Annotated in this window: 17 protein-coding genes; 6 read left to right on the top strand and 11 right to left on the bottom strand. The window is 34.8% G+C overall.

Annotation, left to right across the window (positions count from 1 at the left end):
• Positions 1-54 precede the first annotated feature (54 nt).
• The 4 genes from GXM16_RS21505 to GXM16_RS21490 all read right to left on the bottom strand — a co-directional run bounded on the left by GXM16_RS21505 (position 55) and on the right by GXM16_RS21490 (position 4,180).
• Positions 55-966: a DUF4238 domain-containing protein gene (locus GXM16_RS21505; RefSeq protein ID WP_163396554.1), complete on the bottom strand. Its 912-nt coding sequence runs from the start codon at positions 964-966 to the stop codon at positions 55-57.
• Between the two features lie 144 nt (positions 967-1,110).
• The gene (locus GXM16_RS21500) at positions 1,111-1,938 is read right to left on the bottom strand and encodes a GNAT family N-acetyltransferase (protein WP_163396553.1); all 828 of its coding nucleotides are present in this window, start codon (positions 1,936-1,938) and stop codon (positions 1,111-1,113) included.
• A gap of 158 nt (positions 1,939-2,096) precedes the next feature.
• Positions 2,097-3,053, bottom strand: a complete 957-nt coding sequence (locus GXM16_RS21495; protein ID WP_163396552.1) for a hypothetical protein — start codon at positions 3,051-3,053, stop codon at positions 2,097-2,099.
• An 863-nt stretch (positions 3,054-3,916) separates the two neighbouring features.
• Entirely contained in the window at positions 3,917-4,180 is a 264-nt protein-coding gene (locus GXM16_RS21490; protein WP_163396551.1) for a hypothetical protein, read from the bottom strand.
• 646 nt (positions 4,181-4,826) lie between these two features.
• Between GXM16_RS21490 and GXM16_RS21485 the strand changes: the two genes are divergently transcribed.
• From GXM16_RS21485 to GXM16_RS21465, 5 genes are all read left to right on the top strand, one after another.
• Positions 4,827-8,045, top strand: coding sequence for a LodA/GoxA family CTQ-dependent oxidase (locus tag GXM16_RS21485; protein WP_163396550.1), 3,219 nt, complete (start codon positions 4,827-4,829; stop codon positions 8,043-8,045).
• A gap of 2 nt (positions 8,046-8,047) precedes the next feature.
• Positions 8,048-9,142, top strand: coding sequence for an NAD(P)/FAD-dependent oxidoreductase (locus GXM16_RS21480; protein WP_163396549.1), 1,095 nt, complete (start codon positions 8,048-8,050; stop codon positions 9,140-9,142).
• A gap of 1,087 nt (positions 9,143-10,229) precedes the next feature.
• Positions 10,230-10,682 carry a response regulator gene (locus tag GXM16_RS21475; RefSeq protein WP_163396548.1) on the top strand — a complete coding sequence of 151 codons (453 nt, stop codon included), beginning with the start codon at positions 10,230-10,232 and terminating at the stop codon, positions 10,680-10,682.
• Between the two features lie 126 nt (positions 10,683-10,808).
• Positions 10,809-13,076: an ATP-binding protein gene (locus GXM16_RS21470; RefSeq protein WP_163396547.1), complete on the top strand. Its 2,268-nt coding sequence runs from the start codon at positions 10,809-10,811 to the stop codon at positions 13,074-13,076.
• 284 nt (positions 13,077-13,360) lie between these two features.
• Complete coding sequence (locus GXM16_RS21465; RefSeq protein ID WP_163396546.1) at positions 13,361-13,813, top strand: response regulator; 453 nt, start codon at positions 13,361-13,363, stop codon at positions 13,811-13,813.
• Between the two features lie 170 nt (positions 13,814-13,983).
• Here GXM16_RS21465 and GXM16_RS21460 read toward each other — a convergent pair whose 3' ends face one another.
• The 7 genes from GXM16_RS21460 to GXM16_RS21430 form a co-directional block, all read right to left on the bottom strand.
• Entirely contained in the window at positions 13,984-16,812 is a 2,829-nt protein-coding gene (locus tag GXM16_RS21460) for a PAS domain-containing protein (RefSeq protein ID WP_163396545.1), read from the bottom strand.
• On the bottom strand, positions 16,809-17,195 hold the full coding sequence (locus tag GXM16_RS21455; protein WP_163396544.1) for a response regulator: 387 nt from the start codon (positions 17,193-17,195) through the stop codon (positions 16,809-16,811). The genes GXM16_RS21460 and GXM16_RS21455 overlap by 4 nt, the downstream gene beginning before the upstream one ends.
• Positions 17,196-17,408: 213 nt before the next feature.
• Positions 17,409-18,911, bottom strand: coding sequence for a PAS domain-containing sensor histidine kinase (locus GXM16_RS21450; protein ID WP_163396543.1), 1,503 nt, complete (start codon positions 18,909-18,911; stop codon positions 17,409-17,411).
• 15 nt (positions 18,912-18,926) lie between these two features.
• Complete coding sequence (locus GXM16_RS21445) at positions 18,927-19,373, bottom strand: response regulator (RefSeq protein WP_163396542.1); 447 nt, start codon at positions 19,371-19,373, stop codon at positions 18,927-18,929.
• A gap of 171 nt (positions 19,374-19,544) precedes the next feature.
• Positions 19,545-19,709: a hypothetical protein gene (locus GXM16_RS21440; RefSeq protein WP_163396541.1), complete on the bottom strand. Its 165-nt coding sequence runs from the start codon at positions 19,707-19,709 to the stop codon at positions 19,545-19,547.
• A 413-nt stretch (positions 19,710-20,122) separates the two neighbouring features.
• Positions 20,123-20,764: a carbonic anhydrase family protein gene (locus tag GXM16_RS21435; protein WP_163396540.1), complete on the bottom strand. Its 642-nt coding sequence runs from the start codon at positions 20,762-20,764 to the stop codon at positions 20,123-20,125.
• A 16-nt stretch (positions 20,765-20,780) separates the two neighbouring features.
• Complete coding sequence (locus tag GXM16_RS21430) at positions 20,781-21,674, bottom strand: bestrophin family protein (RefSeq protein WP_163396539.1); 894 nt, start codon at positions 21,672-21,674, stop codon at positions 20,781-20,783.
• Between the two features lie 148 nt (positions 21,675-21,822).
• On the opposite strand from GXM16_RS21430, the gene GXM16_RS21425 reads away from it, so the two are divergent.
• Positions 21,823-22,494, top strand: coding sequence for a TetR/AcrR family transcriptional regulator (locus GXM16_RS21425; RefSeq protein WP_163396538.1), 672 nt, complete (start codon positions 21,823-21,825; stop codon positions 22,492-22,494).
• The last annotated feature ends 82 nt before the right edge of the window (positions 22,495-22,576 follow it).

Genomic DNA, 22,576 nt, shown 5'->3' with positions numbered 1-22,576 from the left:
CAGGTGGTCACTTTGCTACGGAACGCGTGGTCAATTTACTCCGGAATTAGGTGGTCAAATTGACCGGTTTTTCCAATCAAGAGAAGTACTGTCAAACATTTTTTTATATTTTTTAAGTTCTTCTAAATCTACTTGTTCTCCAATAACAAATCTTGAACTTTGTTTGAAAATATCATCGTTAATTAGATTTACACTTCCATTTGGTATTATGCGTCTATAAATTAAGTTTACACGTTTTGTATTGTCATGATAAATTCGAACCAAATATTTTTTGTTGATAGGAATTGAAAATTCGTTTGATTTTAAAAATGGGTTTTCATCGGTAGATAAAATATCTTCTAAAAAAAGTGGATTATCATTTGTTAAGAAATTTGATTCACATTCTATTTTTTGAACCTCTATTATTGTGAATTCGTGAATATTGCCAATCTGTGCTGTTCCAATAATATGTTTTTCTTTAAAAAGTCTAACAAGTTTCTCTACATAAAATTCAATGATTTGTTCTAGATTCCACTCTCGAAAGCTAAAATCTTCATCTAGATAAGTTAAGCCTTTTTCTTTTTTTAATGTCGCAGTTTCAAAAAGGTTTTTAATTTTTTCTGTATGTAAATCAATACTTTTTCTAAAAATTATTGGGTTTCTAAAGTAGAATTGAAATATACTTATTAATATTTCAGCTCTTTCTATATCACTGATTTCGAAAATATTATCATTAGTTAAAATCTTGTATGTTTTAGCATATAAAGGTTCTATAAAATCAGAATATATTTTTTCAACAACAAGATTATGCTTGGCATATTTATATGGATGTTCTAAAGTGTATAAATCATTTTCAGAACAAATATTTTTGATATTAGTATAGAAATTTCTGTTTTCGATTTTATCAAAAGTATTAACATAAAATTCTCGTCCTTTTTGCTTTCCAAAATTCTTTAAATATACTCTGGGAACATAGTGTTGATTCATATTCTTTGATTTTTTGGTACAATATCTGTTACCGTTCTGATAATTTGATAGGTTGCACTAAATTAATACATATTCTTTGGATAAGAATTGTTTTTACAAATACAGAAAAAAACAATCTCGTAGAGTAGCTATATTATACGTCGTTCAGTTTTTTAGTGTTATTCTCGCGTAGTCTCCGGTTTTTTCATAACCAACTTTCAATACTGTGGCGTTTGAGGCAGGATTTTCACCATGTGTATAAAGCATGCAAAATGGCTTCTTCGAAAGAATTTTTTCGGTTATTTTATAGAGTAGAGATGAAGAGTATCTCTTTTGACGTTCATCTTGGACCGTATACAGCTTACCAATTTCAGGAAAATCCATTCTATTCATTTCCAAGGCAATTGCACAAATTTTGCCATCTTCCCAAAGATACAACGAATTATCTACAATTTCGGAATAAACAGCCGTTCGCATTTCTGCTGCGTTCTCTCTATTTCCATCATATTCTTCAGTAAATTCAACACTTAATTTCGTTAAATAATCTAACTCGCTGATAATGGCTAATCTCATTTTCCCTGATGCTAATTTAAATTGAGAATTTAATTTGGCACATTTATAAATTGTCAAATGTTTTTCAACTGTAAATTGTAAATCTTGTAATTCCAAAAGTCTTTCGATGGTTTGCTTATCGCCAGAAAAAATGAAATATTTTAGACGCTCAAAAGGTAATTCTTTACGAATAATTTCGAGAGAACCAGCATCATAATAATCACAGTAAATTAGACAGTAACCATCTGTAACAAGTACAAGAAGTTTAACACTGCTATTACCAATAACATTAAAAGCTTGGAAAACTCGTAAATTATTTTTTGCAACTTCTTCAATAACATTTATTAGCAGAACGTTTTGCATTGGATTAGAATATATGAATTCTTCATTGTAATCAACAAATTCCCGAGCAGTATTAAAGTTCTTTACAGTATACATCATATTTTTTTTAGCGTAGGCATTCTTTAAATAACATATAAAGTCATGACATTACATGTAGTTTGGGAATAAAGATGCGAGATTTTTCTATTATGCGTAAATTTTACAAATACAAAACCATATTAAATTTAGCCAAATGCCCAAATCTCTTGTAGCTTTTTTTATTTAGTTAACTCATCTTCTTTAATTGTTATTAACTCTGTAGTTCCGATTTTACTTGCTGAGTTCTCATTGTTTAAGTTTATAACTATTAAGCAATATGTTTTGTTATTTAGACTCACAATTGGCGGGAAAACTTTATTATTTTCATTTAACTGAAAGTTTATTTCTGCTTTGTCAATATTAAAAATTACTAAATAGCCTATGTCTTTATTGTAATCATTTGTATATTTAACAATTTGAGAAAAACCTTCTATAATTCTATTTTTTCCATAATTTTTATTTCTATCAAATATCTTAATTTCAATAACTAGTGGGTCTGAAGTGTCAATTGCTCCAATTATATCAGCTCTACCAGAAGTTGATTTTGGTGTTGAAAAAGGAAAATCAATTCCTTGGTCAAATATGAAAAGTCTTAAATCATCTTCTAAGATTTGTTCATAATTTTTAGTTGCTATTTTATATTTTTCAATTAACACATTTCCTGTAAACCATTCAGTTCTCCTCTTATATTTTTCAAGAAGATAAATTACAGAACTTGACTTTTCTAATTGGTCATGAAAATAATAAAGTATAGGTGAAATAAAATCTTCAATTATACCTTTCTTAATATCTTCGAAATCACTTTTTTGAAAAAAAGTCAAATAATGTAAATTATATGTTTTGTCAAGTTCTATAATAAAGTTTAATATTTGATAGCAAAAACTTGCATGTTGAGATTCATTGTTAAAATCAAATTCAGCTCTTCCATATTCCATTTGTTTGGATATATTTTCCAGATAAGCATTATCATAACTGTATTTGTTTACAGATTCATTTAATATTCCTTTTAGTATTTTATTATTTTCAATATTATTTAAACAAAATTTAACCTGATTTCCGAAATTATCTTCAGTTGAACGATAAAGTCTATTTTTCCATTCTTGGATGTTTGTTCTTAAATTATGATTATAATACATTACTGTCCAAATTTTTTAAATATGTTATTAAGTTTTTTTATTGATGCATTCATCGTTTCTATACTATTATGAACTGAGCCGTCACTGTCTTTTAATTCTATTTTTGATTTGCAATTATGACAAAAAATTGTCTTTTCAGACTTAACATCTATAAGCTGAATGCCACTTTCATAATTACAGTTTGGACATGCAAAATCTATCCAGATATTATTAAAATTTATCATCAAATTTATCTTTTTGAGGTAAAATTATTGCCAGCTTGTATATGCGTATGAGAATATCCGATTTATCTGATCTGAATTGGGTCGCTATGTCTAACAAATATAAGTGTCTTTTGTTCTCAAAAATAGGATTTTTATTTCATTAACTAACAAAAGCATTTTTTACTTGTTAAAAACTTTACTTACTAAAATTGTTTTAATTTATTAGCCTTGAATCACAAAAAATCCTCAACGGAGTGGGCTAAAAGTTTAAGATGTTCCAATAAAAGGTTCGAATTTTCTCCAATAACGTTCACTTGAGAGGATAATCGTAACTGATTATCCTCTTTTTGTTTTACGTTATTTAATTTTTAATATTTCTCCACAATATTTCGACTTGATCCCAGGAAAGCCCTGAATAACCACTGGTAACACTTTCTAAAAGAGATTAGGATTAAATTAAGCCTTATTTTCGGAATTACCCCCGAGCAATAGCGAACAGGCGAAGCCAAACACCCAAATACAAGACTATTTTTAAAAGCCTGTTCTATTCTAACGATATGTAAATGCTCTGTAATACCACAAAGTTATTGTCAATGCAAAAACCGTAATAAAATGGGCAAAAAGTTTTATTAGATTTGGATTTGTTTGTACAAAATACAGCTAGTTTCTATTAGATAAGTTAAGAAAGCTTTCGTCTGTACGCTTATTTAAAATAACCAGTTCAATGTGAGAAAGAAAGATTAATGAATTCATTACCTTGGTTTTATATTCTATTTCAGCAGAAAGCAAATCATTAGCATCACCTACTTTCAGATCAGCAGGATAAATGAGAGCACAAAGTTCTTCAAAATGAAGTGACTGTCCTTGATTTTCGGTGAGACAGCGGTGAATTTTTGCAGTCAGGTGTAGTGAATTGGTATTCATAATATTGTGTTTTTATAAATATATACGGAATTTAGTTAGGCGCGGTTTGGTAAAGCCTTCTACTAAGTGTTCTTTTATAAAAATACTGAGGCGAACTCTCTGACTTTGCACTTTCAATATTCTGTTTTGTCATTTTTTTAGTCTAGTTTATTCTTTTTACTGAGATGTAAAGATTTAACTCGAACATATAAATAAATACTGTATTTGAATATAATTGATATCCTGGTTTTCGAAGTTCAGCTGTAATGCATTTTGAGACATAGCGTTTTAGGAGTAAATAAATATTACCCTAATTTCTTGTTTGACCATTTCCATTTTTGCCGTTCGGAAGCATATTTGTATTTCCAATTATCACAGTCGCCTAAGGGACAAACCACACTAGTCAAAACCGTAAATCAACTTTTTCAAGGTTTTATACCTAAATAAAACACTCTTGTGACATTTTAGATGTTTTTTACTAAATAATTTTTCAAATTTTGGAGTATAAATAAACACAGAAAACTACCTAATCTCAACTATAAGATAAATTTAAATTGTAAGGATATACTATCAATAGAGGTCAACGATTGCCCTATTTTGGTTGTCATGATATAAGATAACTATAAGATTTCCGCTAACTACCGTATCTAACCAATAATTACAAAATATGGACAACAAAAAACGAATCATTGAAAAACCTACTGCAAACAACGTAAAATGTTGGGACAGTACCGGCAGTACTGAAATGGTGACACAGCGTCTTAAAGAGATGTTTGTAGAAATGGGCCAAAAAACACGAATTGAAAAAGGGCAGAATCCAGCGGAACGTGCTGTTTTTAGAAAGCAACATGGCATCACGTATGGTCAATTTGTAATCAATGAAGATATTCCTGAAAAATTCAAAATAGGCATTTTTGCCGGTTCTCGTTATGATTGTGCTGTCCGTTTCTCCAGTGATACAGGCACTACTTCACCTGACTTACACTCCACTATTGGAGTCGGGTTGAAATTGTTTGGAGTAAAAGGACCGAAGCTTTTTGGGGAAGGTTCTACTGCCGATTTCATTTTTCAGAATATTGATCGCTTTTTTGCACGTGATGCACAGCAAATGTGTACGTTTACAACTGCCGGTGTTATTGACAGGGATTATGATACTTATATCAACAAACATCCAGAGCTGGCTAGTGTTCTGCAAGCTATGCAAAAAGAAGAAGCGAGTGTGTTAAGTACTGGTTATTGGGCTATTTTACCTTTTCAGCTAGGCGAAAATCAAATTGTTAAATACCGTTTGGTTCCGGAGGACACTTATAAAGGAGCACCTTTTGATGATGATAATTATTTACGACTGGATTTAGAAAAACGTTTACGCAATGGAGCTGCTACTTTTAGATTTGAAATCCAATTGCGAACTAACGATGCGACCATGCCTCTTAATGATGCACAGGTAGTCTGGAGTATAAAGGAAAGTCCGTACATCTGTATTGCTAAGCTGCATTTACCACAACAAGATATAACAGCGATTGGTCAGTCTGAATTTGGAAGCAATCTTTCATTCAATATTTGGAGAACTTTAGAAGATCATAAACCTTTAGGCTCAATTGCAGAGGCACGTAAAACAGTTTACGCGGCGAGTGCAGAAGCCAGGCATCAGGCCAACGGACAACAGCTACAGGAACCTAATGCTATAAATCCACATTTTAGGGGTAATACAGACGAGGATAGTACTTGTATTGTTAGAGCAGGTATTTATCCACCTATTGGTGTGATGCGCGTGGGAAATAGTGAAGAAGAGTATTTCATAGGTCCTTTAGTAGATGAGCCAGAAGCTAAAGAGGATGTGTATGCTTATCGCGATAAAACAGGAGCTATCAAACGTCAGGCTGCACAGTTTCGTATTTATGGTTTCAATGCAGCCGGAAAAGCGATTAAGGAGTTGACTATGGATAATGCTAAAATTACCTGGCATTCTCATTTGGCCAATCAAAAAGCATCCTGGTATCAGTTCCAGATTGCCTTAGATATTCCGGATGCCACCAATCCTAATGTTCCACCTTCTTTATTGAGAAATATTGATGTAAAAGACCGCAGCCAATTATTGATTGACGGTGGTGGCGAAAGTATTTCAAAACCTAATGTCACTGAAGGAAAAAAGTTCACAGGTAAGTTCATGGGCAGACAGGTTTATCTAGGAGAAATGCATACCGATGAAAAAGGACGTTTAATAATGCTGGGCGGTCATGGTAAATCGAAAAACATCAATGGCGACAGAGCCATTACCTTTGCCAATAATGAAGGCTGGTATGATGATATGTCAGATGGTCCTGTTACTGCCACAGTAGAATATGATGGAGTATCTCTTAATGTTGATCCTGCCTGGGTAATTTGCGCTCCACCGGATTATGCCCCTATGCAAAAATCGGTTCGTACGATGTGGGATTTGATGCGTAGTGTTGCTGTAGAATCAGGAATGTTAGTAAGACCTGCAAGACCTTCTTTCTGTAAAGATATCTTACCTATTTTTGAAAGAATGACCAATTTACAATGGGTAAATGCAGGATTTGCAGCAGCTTTTGGATGGGGCGGACAATTTAATTATACCAGCGTAGAATGGGTAAAAAAACTAAATGACCCTTCTGCTGCCAACTTAGAAATGCGTCGTACTATTTCCAATAATTTCCGTAGGTTTGATCAGTCCGGCGCTGAGGCCCCACAGCTATGGCCCTGGTTATATGGTGATGCGGTTGCCATTCCTACCACAGGTTCTGTGCGCCAGCATTCTACTTTATCTCATTTGCAACTGGAGTTTTTAGATCAATGGGTCAAAGGTGATTTTGATGCTGATTTTGTAGACAAAACAGGCTGTCCTTATGTTCTGCCTGTTAAAAAAATTGATGATTATCCTATTGCTGAACAACCCGATATGTTAACTAAAGCAGCCATGGATTTCTGTCTGGCAGATGCTTTTCATCCGGGTTGTGAAATGACCTGGCCTATGCGAACTTCTGGTATGTATATGGCTCCTTTTCGATTGAAACATGCTCCAAAAACACCAAAAACCGATTATCATTATTATGGGTCTACTATGAATAGTGATGTCCTGACTTTACCAGCCGGTCCTTTATTAGGTGGTCAGGTACCTGGCGGTGTAACCAGATGGATGGCTATTCCCTGGCAGACTGATACAGCAAGCTGCAGAGATGGTTATACTACTGCATATGATCCTTATCTGCCAACGTTTTGGCCTGCAAGGGTTCCAAATAATATTTTGAGTGAAGAGCGTTACAAAGAAACTTTAGATATACACTTAGCAGAAGAAACCCGTAGAGAAGCTTTTGCATTTCGTTATTTTTGGCTGGATGATTTGCCTTTAGATGGCGAAGCACCAACACAGACCAATCAGATCAATGCAATGGTGAAGTATTTTGACAAGCTAGCAATTGTGCAGCCACGTCCAGGTGTACCTGATAGTGCTAATTTTCCGCCAGAAATGCAAATTGGTGTAGTTCCTAATGAGGAACAAAATCAACTGTTGTTACAAGAGACAGAAACCCGATTAAGAAAAATCTTAAATAACAATAAGCATTTGAATAATAAAGAAGAATCCTTGCTACATGCTACTTTGGAACATTTATCGAATGAAGGTTTGTTTACTGAACAAGTTGTAACAGAAAGTACTCGAGAACAACTGCTAAAATTGGTTGAGGATGAATTGGTTCAGGATGAAACTTTAACAAACGAAGTTGAAAAACTGGTTGATTTATTAGCTTCTAAGGCACATAAATTTACAAAAACAAGAACGGTTCCTCATTCTAGACAACCTAGAAAAGAGGTGGGTGTTCCTGAACAGTTGGTACGTTTCCAGCGTTTTATTCCAAAAAAATATTAGGTTTGGCAACAGAAAAAACAGATATATTAATTATAGGTGGCGGCATTGCAGGTTGCATTGCCGCTCTTTCTTTGATAGATACCTATCAGGTAACATTAGTTGATAAACTTCCTGAACCTATTGAGCGCATTGGAGAATCTTTAGCTCCTGCTTCGCAACGTATTCTAAAACAATTGGATTTGTTAGATGGTTTGGAAAATCAGGCAGGCACTTTGTATCAAAAAAAAGTTGGTATGCAGTCCTATTGGGGAAGTAATCAGGTACATCTTGTAGATGATTTAAGAAATCCAGATGGTTTTGTTAAAAATTTGGACCGACAGGCTTTTGAAACTTATTTAAGAAGAGTTGCAGAAAACCGTGGAGTTCATTGTTTATGGGGTTTCAAACTATATAATAGTTCTTATGAAAATTCTCTTTGGGAGGTGCAATTGAGAGCTACTGATATCTCTTTATCTGTTTCGACGATTTCTGCCTCTTTTGTTATTGATGCAAGTGGGCGCCAATCTCTTTTTGCAAAAAGCCTTGGCATTAAACGGGAAGTCGAAGATAAATTGATTGCTTGTTGGGTTACTTTACCTAATAGCCTTACCAATACCATGAGTACTATTTCAGCCAGTGAAAATGGTTGGTGGTATAGCGCCGTAATTCCTAATGACAAACGGGTGGTGGCTTTTCATACCGATGCTGATTTAGTGGCTAAAAACGAACTTAAGAGTACTGCCTCATTTTTAGAATTGGCAAAAGAAAATCCTGTTATCTTATCTTTACTAAAAGAGCATAAAAATGCTATTGTTTTTAAAGGTTCAGTTGCTGCTAATTCGACTAAATTAGAACAAGTAACCGGGCAACAATGGGCTGCTTTGGGTGATGCAGCACTAAGTTTTGACCCATTATCTTCTCAGGGCATGTACAATGCAATGGCTAGTGCCATGCAATTGCAAACTTTACTATTACAGTATGGCTTTACTGAAACACTTCAAAAAGCACATACAGAACAAACACAGCACATTTGGCAACATTACCTAAAACATAAAAGTATTTTTTACCAGGCAGAAACCAGATGGAAAACTGCTGCTTTTTGGGAGAGACGGTTGTGATGATTACGTTTGTTTGAATTGTTCTTTCCAATACAGAGAAATCAATTAACTGATCAATAGCTTTTGCTTTTTTGTTTGTCAGTACTTATTCTGACATATAAATAAGCAGTTTCCATAACAAAAAAAATATCATAATTTATTTCGTTTAAATACTTCTAAAAGATGTGCCTTTATATATCAATACTTACATGAATTTATGGAAGAACTAATCTTTTAAGTAAATCAAAAAATGAATATTAATTATAGATAAACAGGTATAAGTTAATGTACATATTATCGGTCTGGTTGAAAAAGATGAAGATGGTAATATCGATTACGAGAAGTTACTTGTACCGAAAAGTAATTTCTTATTACAACATTTATATATTTTTGGTAGATAACACAATCTTATTTTATTAATTTCATATTATGAAATATCTTAAAAAGATTCGGCTAAAATTTTTAAATCTTCCAATAAAGGTTCTAATTTTCTCAGATATCGGTCACTTAAGGAGACAACTTCCTAATAGTTGTCTCTTTTTTATACACAAATGTGTAGGTTTTTCAAGCTTTTATGGTCTGGCATTTTATGGTAATGCAAAAAAAATGTTTAATTTCCCTTGTGTTAACATGCATAGCTGGTTAACATCTTGATTTTTTAATATTTTAGTTCGACCTTTATTTATTAACTTTAAAATTTTAGATTATTAAAGTGTTCAGTAATTGCTGTACACTTTAATATAATTAATTGGTAAAAAAGTTTCTTATATAATTACTGATTTTTTCATCTTTAAATTGTATAAAATAAGTGTCTTATGGTATAAATTTATGTTTATTAAATCAGTTTATATTTATAGTTATTAAATTATATGTAAAAATAAGATTTTTTAAATTTAAGGTTTTATTTAATTATAAGAGAATAAGGTTCTTAGAATATTTTTTTTGGAAGACTTTGATCTTTTAAGAGTCCATAACTTTTTTTTAAAATAGTATCCATAATATTTTTTGAATAATACTTTGTGTTTCTTTTGCTTCAGATAGAATGCTTCCTTACTTTTACTAACATCATTACAGCCAATAAATATAGCTGTAATACAATTTAACAGAAATGAAAAAAATAATTTTACTGGTTGATGATGATTGTGATGATGCAGAATTCTTTAAATGGGCATTGGTGGGAACAGAAGACACCTTTACAGTTAAGTTTGTAGATAGCGGGCATGATGCCCTACAGCTACTTTCTAACCTGGATCCGCTTCCTGATTTGATTTTATTGGATGCGGGAATGCCTAAAATGAACGGTTGGGATCTATTGAGACTTATTAAACAAGACCAGAGGTTAGGAAATATTCCAGTTATCATGATTGCAACCTCTTCACGAAAAGAGGGTATTGATGATGCTCATTCTTTAGGTGCTGAAGCCTACATTGTTAAGCCTTCTGACTTTGATGAATTAAAATTAATCATGAACCAGCTCTGTGCAGGGGTTCAGGAAGACTTAAGAAATTCACTTCAAAATATGAGCTCAAATCTGCCCGAAAGAATTTATACATTTAGTTAGATAAGAGGGATTCAATTTTAATTGAAATATTTTGATTTTTCCTTTTTAACACCATAGAAGGTGGTTTATTCTGCGCCAAAGACATAGTTAGAAACCTTCTGAATTTAAAGCATTCAATGTTGATTAATGAGTATTAAAGATATAGTTAACCGTGATTTAGTTACACTGACCAATTGCGATCAGGAACCTATACATATTCCCGGAAAAATTCAGCCGCATGGTTTTTTAATGGGACTTACGAATAATTGGACAATAGACTATTGTACCGATAATATCTCAATTTTCATTGATATCTCTCATGCACAGGCATTGGGAAATAAATTTGAAACTATTTTTGGTACTGCTGCACAAGAACAAATTTTCAATTATATCCATTCCGACACAGCCCAAGATGTATTTCCCCTGGAGATAGTACTGCTGGACAAGCGATTCCAGGTTACAATTCACAAGAGTGATGATATTTATGTTTTAGAGGCTGAAATTCAGTTTGACAAGCAGATTTTGGCGGATGTTTATACGCAGACTATTCAGTTTGTAGCGCAGATGAACAGTACAAAATCACTTAAAGATCTGTGTGCGCTGGTTGCAGCGGGTACAAGAGAAATTACAGGATATGACCGTGTAATGATATATCGTTTTGATGAACAGTACAATGGTGAAGTTTACGCAGAAAGCTGCAGAAAAGATCTTGAACCATTTTTAGGACTCCACTATCCTCATACTGATATTCCAGTTCAGGCCAGGGAACTCTATATCAAGAATGAGCTTCGTTTAATTGTTGATATTAATTATCAGGCTGTTCCAATTTATACTGTAGATGACAAGGCTGATAAAAACCTTGATTTAAGTCTTTCAATTCTAAGAAGCACATCTCCGATACATGTCCAGTATCTTAAAAACATGGGGGTAGGTGCAACGCTGACTATTTCCCTTATTCATCATGGACGTTTGTGGGGACTGATCGCCTGCCACCATTACTCACAGAAGAATATTTCACCCGCGGTAAGGCTGGCAGCTAAACTTCAGGGACAGTTTATTACTTCGCAGATTGACATTCGCGAATCAAATGATGAAAACAGCAATGCCAAAAGTTCAGTAGAAGCATTAGAGAATTTAATGGCTCTTGATCTTCCACTTATTGAAGATTCTTTGAAAACCATCGTAAAAATGCCTGAGTTGCTGAAGCTGTGTAATTCTGTCGGGGTTTCAATAGTATTTAGAAATAAAATTTATAAAAATGGTTTAACCCCTGTAGATGATCAGATAAAAGGCTTTATAGAACAGATTGAAAGTAAAAATTATGGTGAGTTTTTTATTACAAGAAAAATAAAGGATCATTTTCCGGAATTAGAAAACTGTTCCGATTTTGCTGGTGTAATTTATCATTCCCTGGGCAATTCTAATCATATAATATGGTTCCGGGCTGAAACCATCTCGGAAATTAACTGGGCAGGAGATCCTGAAAAAAGTATTGTTAAAGATGAAAAAGGTCTTCATCCGCGAAACTCATTTAATATTTGGAAGCAGATCGTTAAGGGACAGAGTAGCATTTGGAGACAGTATGAAATAAATTCTGCTGCAAAATTTGCGCACGCTCTTCAGAAGAATTTGATGATGATTTTGTTGAGTGAAGAAGAGGAACGATACAGGCTTCAGAGTGAGGTTCTGAGAGAAACCAACTCAGAGCTTGAGAACATCAACTGGATCAGTACTCATGATCTGCAGGAACCATTGAGGAAAATACAAATGATTACCTCCAAGCTTCTTTCAGAAAAAAAGAGCGATCCTCAGCACCCCGACTTAAATCCTCTGGAACGTGTCTCTAATTCTGCATCAAGAATGCGGGAATTGCTGCAGGATATTTTGAAATACACTCGAATTAAGAACACTAGAGAGGCCGCAGAAATCGTTGATCTTAATGAAATTTATGCAGCAGTTGTAGATGAAATAAGTGAATCGATTCTGGAAAAAAATGCTGTTATTGAGTGTGAAAAACTTCCAGAGGTAAATGCTATTGGTTTTTTAATGAGACAGCTGTTTTTAAATATTATTCAGAATTCATTAAAATATGCTGCTGCTGAAAGAACGCCAGTAATTAGAATTACGGCGTCTCAGGAGCCTGTAATTGTAAAGCATTTATCTAATAAATATTGTAATTGGGTCAGATTTTCCGATAACGGGATTGGTTTTGAACAGCAGTACTCGGATTCTATATTTAAAGTTTTTACCAGGCTTCACACACAACAGCATTACAGCGGCTCGGGAATTGGCTTGGCATTATGTAAAAAAATCATGCAGTCCTTAGGTGGGGCTATTTATGCAGAAGGAGTAGAAGGGGAAGGGGCTTGCATTACCATTTATTTTCCATGTGATCCTGCTGATACACTGATTTAGAAATATTTTGAATCAGTTTTGTGCACATCTCAAAGAAATAGGCAGGTAAGCAATATGTATTTTAAGGATAAAATTATAATCGATTTCGATCTTTAGCGTCGCTGTAATTAAAGACTTTTCTTATGTAACTATTGTCAAATGAATAAATTAGACTATCTTTACAATTATTAACCGTTTTCACGGATATAATTCATTTTTTTATTGGTTTACAGATTCTTTGTCTTTGACGATCTGCAGATTTCTAAATTCTTGTATTGTGTTTTTGTCGACAAAAATAGTAATATATGGGTTTGATAAGTAAACATACACTTCGAAGTATTTTTATTGCAGATGATGATTCCGATGACCGCACTTTTTTTGCTGAAGCACTGGCAGAAGTGAACTCAGAGATCCTGCTGACTGAATTTGAGGATGGCCTGCAGCTGATGAACATACTTACACAGCCCGGGTCAATTATTCCTGACATTATTTTTTTAGATATAAATATGCCTAAATATGATGGAATGCAGTGTCTTGAAATCATTAGAAGAAGTAAAAATACCCTTGCAGATACTCCGGTTATAATACTTTCCACATCTAGTAATTCTGAAACTATACAGAAAGCTTATAATTTAGGGGCTAATCATTATGCGGTAAAGCCGGGCTCTTTTAATGAAATTAAGTTTTTTCTTCATTCTGTCCTAAAAATGGACTGGAATTTTAGAACAACTGATCCGGACGCTTTTCGATTAATTTAATCGTTTAGTATACTTTCGAATATTAAATTGTTAATGTACCGTTTATTCCTTTTCTTTAAAATTCATGATTATGGCTTACTTGGTTTATAGAGACTGTTTTAGTATTACACTGGATCTTTTTTTGCTGTCGGAATAAAAGTCAGGAATTCTTTAGACTAATAGTTTCATTGTCATAATTGCTCTGTAGGCAGATAAATGTTAAAAACAGCGCCCGACAGCGTACTTCCTTCCGCATTAATAGCACCAGAATGGTTCTGGGCAATTTTTCTGCATATTGCCAGTCCGACACCTGTCCCTTCGTACTCAGCTCTTCTGTGCAGGCGTTTGAAAATACTGAAAATCTGATCAGTGTACTCAGGTGAAATTCCAATTCCATTATCTGCAAACGTAATTTTAATATAAGAAATGTTTTCATCCAGACCTGCTTTGATTAGTTCTGGCAGTGAAGGATGTGAACACGAAATCTCAATTTTCAGATTTCGCTCCGGTGAGGCATATTTTAAGGCATTGCTTAAAAGATTTGCAAAAAGCTGGTTCATCTGAAGGGGTATAGCATCGATCAAGGGCATATCTGTACAATTTACCTTTGCCTGTTTATTTCCAATCAGCAGCTCATAGTCAAGAAGTATAGAATCTATAATTGCACTAAGGTCAACTTTTTTAGTAGTTTCAGGTTTTGCGCTCAATTCCGAAAATGCCAGAACATCTCTTACCAAAGAGCTCATGCGGTCTGATGAAGCTTTGATTTTGCTCAGGAATTCTGCGGGACGGCCTTCCAGTTTTTCGCCTGCACTTTTTTCCAGCATCTGTGCAAACACGCTTATTTTGCGGAGTGGTTCCTGAAGATCATGCGAGGCAATGTAAGCAAATTGTGAAAGTTCGCTGTTGGAACGTGAGAGATTTTCATTGCTTTCTGCGAGCTCTTTTGTACGTATCGCTACAGTTTCTTCAATTTTTTGATGTGCCAGCACCTGCGCTGTTACATCTACGGCAGCTACAAGGATTCCGGAAATGGAATTATCTGGTTCATAAAACGGCTCGAAAAGAAAATTTACATACACTGTCGTCAGTTTTCCCTCGCGCATTAGAGTCACAGACACTCCTTCAGAAGATACTGACTGTCCTGATTTATAAACAGATTCTAACCGCTCTTCAAAACCTTGGTTTTTTGCTTCTGAGAGCGCCGTAAAAAGAGGTAAGCCAATTACATCCTGTTCTTCTTTTCCCCAGAATTCCAGCATCCTGCTGTTGGCAGTTTCAACTATATAGTCAGGACCTCTGTAGATACACATCGCTACCGGAGCCTGCAGTATTGTATTTTTAAGGTTCTGCTCACTTTTTTCTACCTTTATCTTAGCCAGGTTGAGCTCTGTTACATCAGCAGCAGTATTCATTACACCATACACGTTTCCTGTGTTATCTATTAGCGGTATAAGGCTGTAGTTGAAATATGAAGATTTCTTTTCACAGTCGACAATGACATTTATTAGTTCGTTTTTGGTATGAATAGGTTCTGCATATGCAAATGCTGTATCCAGGTTTTTAAAAACCCCTTGATTTTCCAGTTCAGGCATAAGATTTTTGAATGATTTTCCAATTACATCCGGTCCCTTGCCCCAAGCTTCTATAATGGCTGTATTTGCAAATGCAATTTTCATTTCGGGGCCTTTATATACACCAATAGGAAAGGGTGCACTATCAATAAAAGTGCGTATTTCCCTTTCGCTCTGCTCAATTTGGTTTCTTGCTTTTACCTGTAGCGTGTTTTCTAAAACCCATACCGCAACTTTTATGACATTGCCTTTCATATCTTTCAGCGGCGCATAAACAAAAGTTACAAATACAGACTCAGGTCTTCCATGACGTATGAGCGTCATTTCCACTTCATTGGCATAAAAGCTTTCACCTTTTTCAACTACTCCCTGGAGCGCTTTCTGATAAAGATGTTTAACCTCTGCAAAGGAATCCCAGTAGTACTTTCCTGCAATTTGCTCATAAGGTTTGCCGGCCACCTCCAGAAAACTGCTGTTTACAACTTCACTAACCAGAGAGCGTGCATCAAGGAGGCAGATACCTATGGGGGCGTCATGAATCATAGCGGCAAGATGTGCTTCACTTGTCTGCAGTTTATTTATGGCTTTCTGCTGCTCGGTAATATCTACACTGGAACTGATATAACCGGAAAAATTTTTATGCTGGTCAAATTTTGGTGTGCCAGCTGAAGCAAGTATATGATAGGAACCTGATCTGGATTTGATTCTAAAACTTCCTTTCCATTCGATTCTTGTTTTTACAGCTTCCCAGTAAATGTTTAGGAATGCCTCCTTATCATCGGGATGTATGTAGTCAATCCACCCGTAATCTACTAGAGTGTCCAGATTGCATCCCAGCAGTTCCAGCCAGTTTGAACTGAAATAGTCAGCCCCGCCATCGGGTCTGCAGGTGGCAGTTAATATGGGGGAGGAATCTGAGAGCAAGTTTGTGAAGGGACCATTCTCGTAAAAGTTTTGAGTATTGCAATCAGAATTGATCTCGAAAGCAGTAAACATTACACCATTCACTGCGGATGCTTCAAATAATGGTGAATAGGTGAAATTAGTTAATATTTCGGATTTTTGTAAATTTTCCTTATTACTGATTTTAAAATTTTTAATATTTTGCGAGTATCCATTCATCCCTGATTTCAACAATGAGGTGAGGTCTAGATTTATTTCGCCCACCACATCTTTATATGGTTTTCCGATATGCTTAGTCTGCACTGAAAATCCAGCAGTCTGTAAGAATGCATCGTTAAAGAAAAATCTCTGTCTGTTTCCCCAGATGATGCAGGATGCATTAGGCGTATTAAGCATCATGTTTAAAGCAGCTGTAAATTCCGGGCCCGATTGCCAAGTGTAAGCCTTTTTCAAGTCGGATCTGAATATACTGCGCACAAAATCGCCGCATTGTCCGCCCTTTATTATCGGATTTGGATTAGCTGTATCTGCTGTTTTTTTCATTTTTTCAGATAGGACTTTAAGATGTCTACCAGGATATTAAAATCTGAAGGCTTAGTTATAAACCCTTCAGCTCCCATTTTTTTTGCCTTATCAATTGTTTCACGGCTGGATGATGTAGATAATATTATTACAGGTATGTTTTTGAGATGCGGTTTGGTTTTAATTTCCTTTAAAAATTGAAATCCATCCATAATGGGCATGTTTAGGTCTAGAAATACAACATCAGGCAGCGATGATGGTGATAATTCCATTTTTTGCAGAGCCTGATGGGCATCATTAAAACTTTCAATGGAAGCAGTTTTCGAAACTTCTGATGCTGCTGTTGCAAAAATTTCTGAATCGTCCTCGTCATCATCAATATGGAATAAATACTGGTATTTCATTTCGTAAATATACTAAAAAAATCAAGCAGAAGCAGCTGTAATAGTAATAGGATTATCAAACATTAACTATTAGAAATCCATCTGCTTCCAAAGCAGATCAATTATGGGAGTTGGTTTTTATTGCAAGTCCTAATCATCTTTGAACATTGTTAAAAGTATAGAGAAAATAGGGAAGTTGTCATATTTTTTTATATGGCAATAGGAGGATACATTTTACCGGCATATGATATTTATTGGAAAAATTATTTCAAATACTGCGCCCTGATTTTCTGAGGGAATAAGTTTTATCTCTCCTTTGTGCCGTTCAACTATTTTTCTGCACAAAGACAGTCCCAGCCCTGTTCCTTCGTATTCATCTTTAGAGTGAAGCCTTTCAAATGTGTTGAAGATTCGCTGCGAATTTTCAGCAGCAATCCCAATTCCGTTATCAGTTATAAATATGTGAAGGCTTTCGTGTGTTGTTTGGTACTCTATTTTAATAATAGGGTCAGACCCAGGACGGGAAAATTTAAGAGAATTGCTGATAAGATTTAAAAATAATTGATACAGTAGGGTATTCGACCCGCATAAATGAGGCATGGAGGCATACTCTACGATTGCATTTTTATCTTTTATCTTTAATTCGAGGTCTTCATTTACGGACTGCAGGACTTCATTTAAATCCACTATTTCATTTAAGTCTAAACTTCCTGATGAAGAATAGTTCAAAATTGCATCAATCATTTCTGATACCCTTGCCGAGCTTTTGTTAATCTTTTGGGCATACTGCATTATTTTTGATAAATGGCTGCTGTCTGCAGATTCCAGCAACAAGTTGGAAAACATTGAAATTTTGCGCAGGGGTTCTTTCAGGTCATGGCTGATTACGTGTCCAAATTGTTTCAGATCATCATTCGAACGCTTAAGTTCAGCTGTGCGCTGCTCCACAAGTTTTAGAAGTTCTTCAGAGTGCTGTCTCTCTTCTGAAATATCCTGCGCTATTCCTACAATTATATTTTCTTTATTATCACTTTCAGACAATGTCCCTGACAGGCGTATCCACTGTACTGCATTTTCAATTTTAATTCTTATCTCGCATTGCAGCTGGCCTTTTGAATACATTTTTTCCACAGACTCTTCCCATAGGTTTTTATCGCCGGAATGAATGTATTTTTGAACTGCTGGAAGGGTGAGGCTGTTTTTTATCGGAGTTCCGAAGAACTTTAAGAATCGTTTGGAACCTGTTATAATGCCGTTTTCAAGGTCAATTTCAAAAGTTCCCAGTTGGGATGATTCAACCGCCAGTCTGAGCCTTTTTTCTATTTCAATTGTCTGCTGTCTCGAGACATTCAGAGCGGTTACTTCTGCAGCCGTGTTCATAACGCCGTAGACCTGCTTGTCTTCGCCGAAAATAGGGGTGAAATTATAATTGAAATAGTGTGGTTTAAGTACTCCCTCTACAACAATGTCAACACGTGAATTTTTCGCCTCATACGGGATTCCGGTTTTCAGCACATCCCGAAGCTGTTCAAATATCAGCTGGTTTTCAAGTTCAGGCAGGATTTCTGTGTAGTTCTGTCCTATAACATTAGGACCTTTTCCATAGGTTTCTATCATGCATTGGTTGGCCAGAACAATTTTCATTTTGTGTCCGGTATAAACTCCAATCGGAAATGGTGCAGTATCAATAACTTCCCTCAGGATCTTTTCTCGCAATGCATCGGGTAATTCTATCATATCTTTAAAAACAGATTATAATTTAATATAAAAATTTTCGAAAGCCGGCCGGCTTGTTTCAGTTTCCCCAACAATGGCCAGTGCTTTTGAAATCAAATTTTTCAGGTCATTAAAATCTGCTGGTTTTGTAATAAAGTAGTTGGCGCCCAGACTGTACATTTTTGCAATGTCAGACTGGCTGCTGCTTGTACTGAAAATAATAACTATATTATCTTTCAGGGTGTCTGAATTTCTTATTTTTTCAAGGCATTCAGGTCCGGACATAATCGGCATATTCAGATCCAGAAATATCAGGTCCGCTGTCGGATCGGGAGGACTTCCAAGCAGAGACATTAATTTTCCTCCGTCGCTGGAAATGGAAAGTTTTACTTCAGGAAAATTTCGGGTAAAGACTTCGGCAAAAAACTCGCAGTCGTCCAAATCGTCATCTGCCAGAAGTATATGTTTGTATGATTTTTTCATTTATACTGGAAGCGTTACAGTGTGCTACTTCAAAGATACATTTATAATTTTTTAAATGCACAAGACTTACTTTATAAACTATAATGCAGATTAGGATAGATCCTTATGAAACTTATATTAGTAGTGGGTGGAATATGGTCTGAAATTAATTAAGAAATTTGCAGATTATTTTTAAAGAAATTCACAATCAAAGTCAGGTTCATCATCCTGCACTGATTCATCGGGATAATTTAATTCTAAAGCAAAATCAGTGTCGAAAATTTTCTGATCTGAGTAATTTTGATTAAGTAGGACTTTTTTAAATAACGGATCAGTATTGTAAGGCGAGAGTTTCATAATAGCTGTGAATTTATGGTTCAAAATTAAAGTTATCAATTGATCCTTAAATTATAGAATTTAACATATTTGTTGTATAATTTTACTTTTCGACAATCTGCAAGCTAACTGGAAAAGTAAATCTTAAGCTGGCACCATTGATAAATTGAATAAGGAGTTTAGCTAAACTTAAGTGGTAAAAAATGCTTAATTTATTTACTCTGTGCTTATCTTTGCCGTTGGTCAGGTATAAGATGTCTATATCAACAAGAAACAATGAGGAATCTGAAATAAATTCATTCATTCATTCATACTCAAAAGGGGCTGTCCCGTTTTTTGAAACAGCCCTTTTTTATATTTTAGGTTAAAATTTTTCTTAGCTACATAAAATTTTATGACAAAATTATTTATGTGTATTTTTAGAAAAACAAATACTATTTAAAAATCATTGTGTCAGTTAAAAAAGCGACTTCTCCTGTTGTAATATCATGAGTTCCGCCGACAATTCCTATCTCTCCCTTTTCAATCATTTCTTTCAGGATAGGGCTTCTTTCCATAATGGATTTAACGGTGCGTTTCACATTGATTACCGATACGTTTTCGACAAAATCAGGATTTCCTGAATTGCGATTTTCTTTTGTCTGGGTTTCATCATCAACCGCTGGTCTTATTTTTGTGAGCAGTGCGGTTAAATTTCCCATTTCGACGTGGTCACAGGCACCTTTTACCGCCCCGCATTTTGTGTGCCCCAATACAACAATGATTTTTGACCCAGCAACCCTGCAGCCGAATTCCATGCTGCCTAAAATGTCTTCATTGATGATATTTCCGGCAATACGCACACTGAAAATATCCCCAAGACCCTGGTCAAAAATTAGTTCTGCCGAAGTTCTGCTGTCAATACAGCTCAGGATTACAGCAAAAGGATGCTGGCCGTCTGAAGTCTCATTGGCCTGTTGCAGAAGATTACGGTTTATTTTCAGGTTGCTTACAAATCTTTGGTTTCCTTCTTTTAGTAACTCTAAGGCTTTTGAAGGAGTAATCGCGGCCTGCATTTCTTTAGTTAATGTTTTCATTTTTGGTTGATTTAAGTTATGATAAGTAAAAATTTTCCGGCTGATGCGGCTGAGGAATGACTGTTTCTTTTAACAGATCCTTGATATTTATTTCAATAGTTCTTGCAATAGCAGTTACTGCAGTATCCGTTGGACGGTTTCTAAATGGGTCCTGAAGGTGTGTGGCTGATTTTTCCAAAAGAAAAAATGTAGTGGAGATTACTAAAAGCAGTGGAATCTCAAAATAACTTTCTATATCTCGTAACGCAATTGAAAGTGTCACAATAAAAATATAGATGAAGAAATGAAGAAAGATTCGGTAGGTTATAGGAAAAACAGTGCTCTTGATGCGCTCGGCCATTCCCATGTAATTTGAAAAATTAACCAGAGTGTTATTTAATTGTACATGGGAGAAGATTTCAAGTGATTTTTTCTCTCTCAATGCTGCTATCTGCAGCGTATTAAGCTGCAACAGTGCTAGTGGTTTATTGCTCTGTTTTTTTATTTCGGTTATATCTCCTTTAGTGATATAACCCTCCAGATTTTCTACAGGGTCCAGGCCTCGCAGGTTTTGTCCAAGACTGTAACACCATGCTATATGCCTAAATGCAATTTCTTTGATTTCGTTCTGACTTTCTTTTGAAACAAAAGACTGCAGCTGCAATACCAAACTTCGGCTGTCATTGACTATGCTTCCCCATATTTTTCGGGCTTCCCACCAGCGGTCGTAGGACTGGTTAAGCTTAAATGATAAAAGAACAGAAATAGCTGTCCCTATAAAAGCAGGAATAGTTATAGGCATTACAGGAATGAGGTTTTCGAATTGGGCAGTAAGAAAATGGACCAATACGGCAATAATCATTACAAATAAAATTTCATATTTAACTTTGGAGAAAAGGTAAGAAACCGGTATTTTAGTATTTATAAGCATAAAATGGTTTATAGTGGTTTGGTTTAAAAATAACAAAACTATTTCATATGATAGTAATACTATCTCAAATAATTGTTAAATAATTTGCTGTAATACAGTTCCTATCAAGTAATAAATCTTTATTACATTTGTTAAAACAGTTATTAATATGGAATTTCAGGTAAAATTTGACATAAACGAAAAGATCTTCTTGAGAAATCCCGAAAGCAGTGAGGTAGGGAGGCAAATGGTAAAAAAGGCTATTGATCTTATTTATGAGCTGGGTTTTGAACAGTTTACTTTCAAAAAGCTGGCTTTGGAAATTAGCAGCACTGAAGCTACTATTTACAGGTACTTTGAAAACAAACACAGGCTTCTGCTTTACATCCTTAATTGGTATTGGTCATATATGGAATTTTTAGTTACATTCCAATTAGAAAACGTGAGTGATAAAAAGGAAAGATTAAAAATAATTTTAAATCTGCTGACTCAGGAGCCCACTGAGAGTACCAATCAATTTGACTACAACAAAAAGCTGCTTAATCAAATCGTAATTGCAGAAAGCAGTAAAGTATATTTGGTAAAGGAAGTTACCGAAATTAATAAAAATGAGGTTTTTAAACCTTATAAAGATCTCTGTGGAAAAATAGCGGAGGTAATTTCTGAATATAACCCAAAATATAAATACCCACGCTCTTTAAGTACAACCCTGATTGAAACGTCGCATCATCAGCAGTACTTCAGTATTAATTTACCAAAACTTACCGATGTTTCATCTGAAAATAGTTCAAATTTTACGAGTAAGTTTATTGAAGATTTTTTATTTAAAGTTTTAGATTAGAGAAAAAACTATTTGAGTTCTATTTTTAATGGGCTTTTATTTTGTCAATTGTCGGACCCGGATTAATGTTTGGGCTAAATCA

Origin of the sequence: Flavobacterium limi (genome assembly GCF_010645075.1) — a bacterium.
Classification (GTDB): Bacteria; Bacteroidota; Bacteroidia; order Flavobacteriales; family Flavobacteriaceae; genus Flavobacterium; species Flavobacterium limi.
The sequence above is the reverse complement of the archived record's forward strand: the minus strand, read 5'-3'. Positions and strand labels throughout refer to the sequence as shown.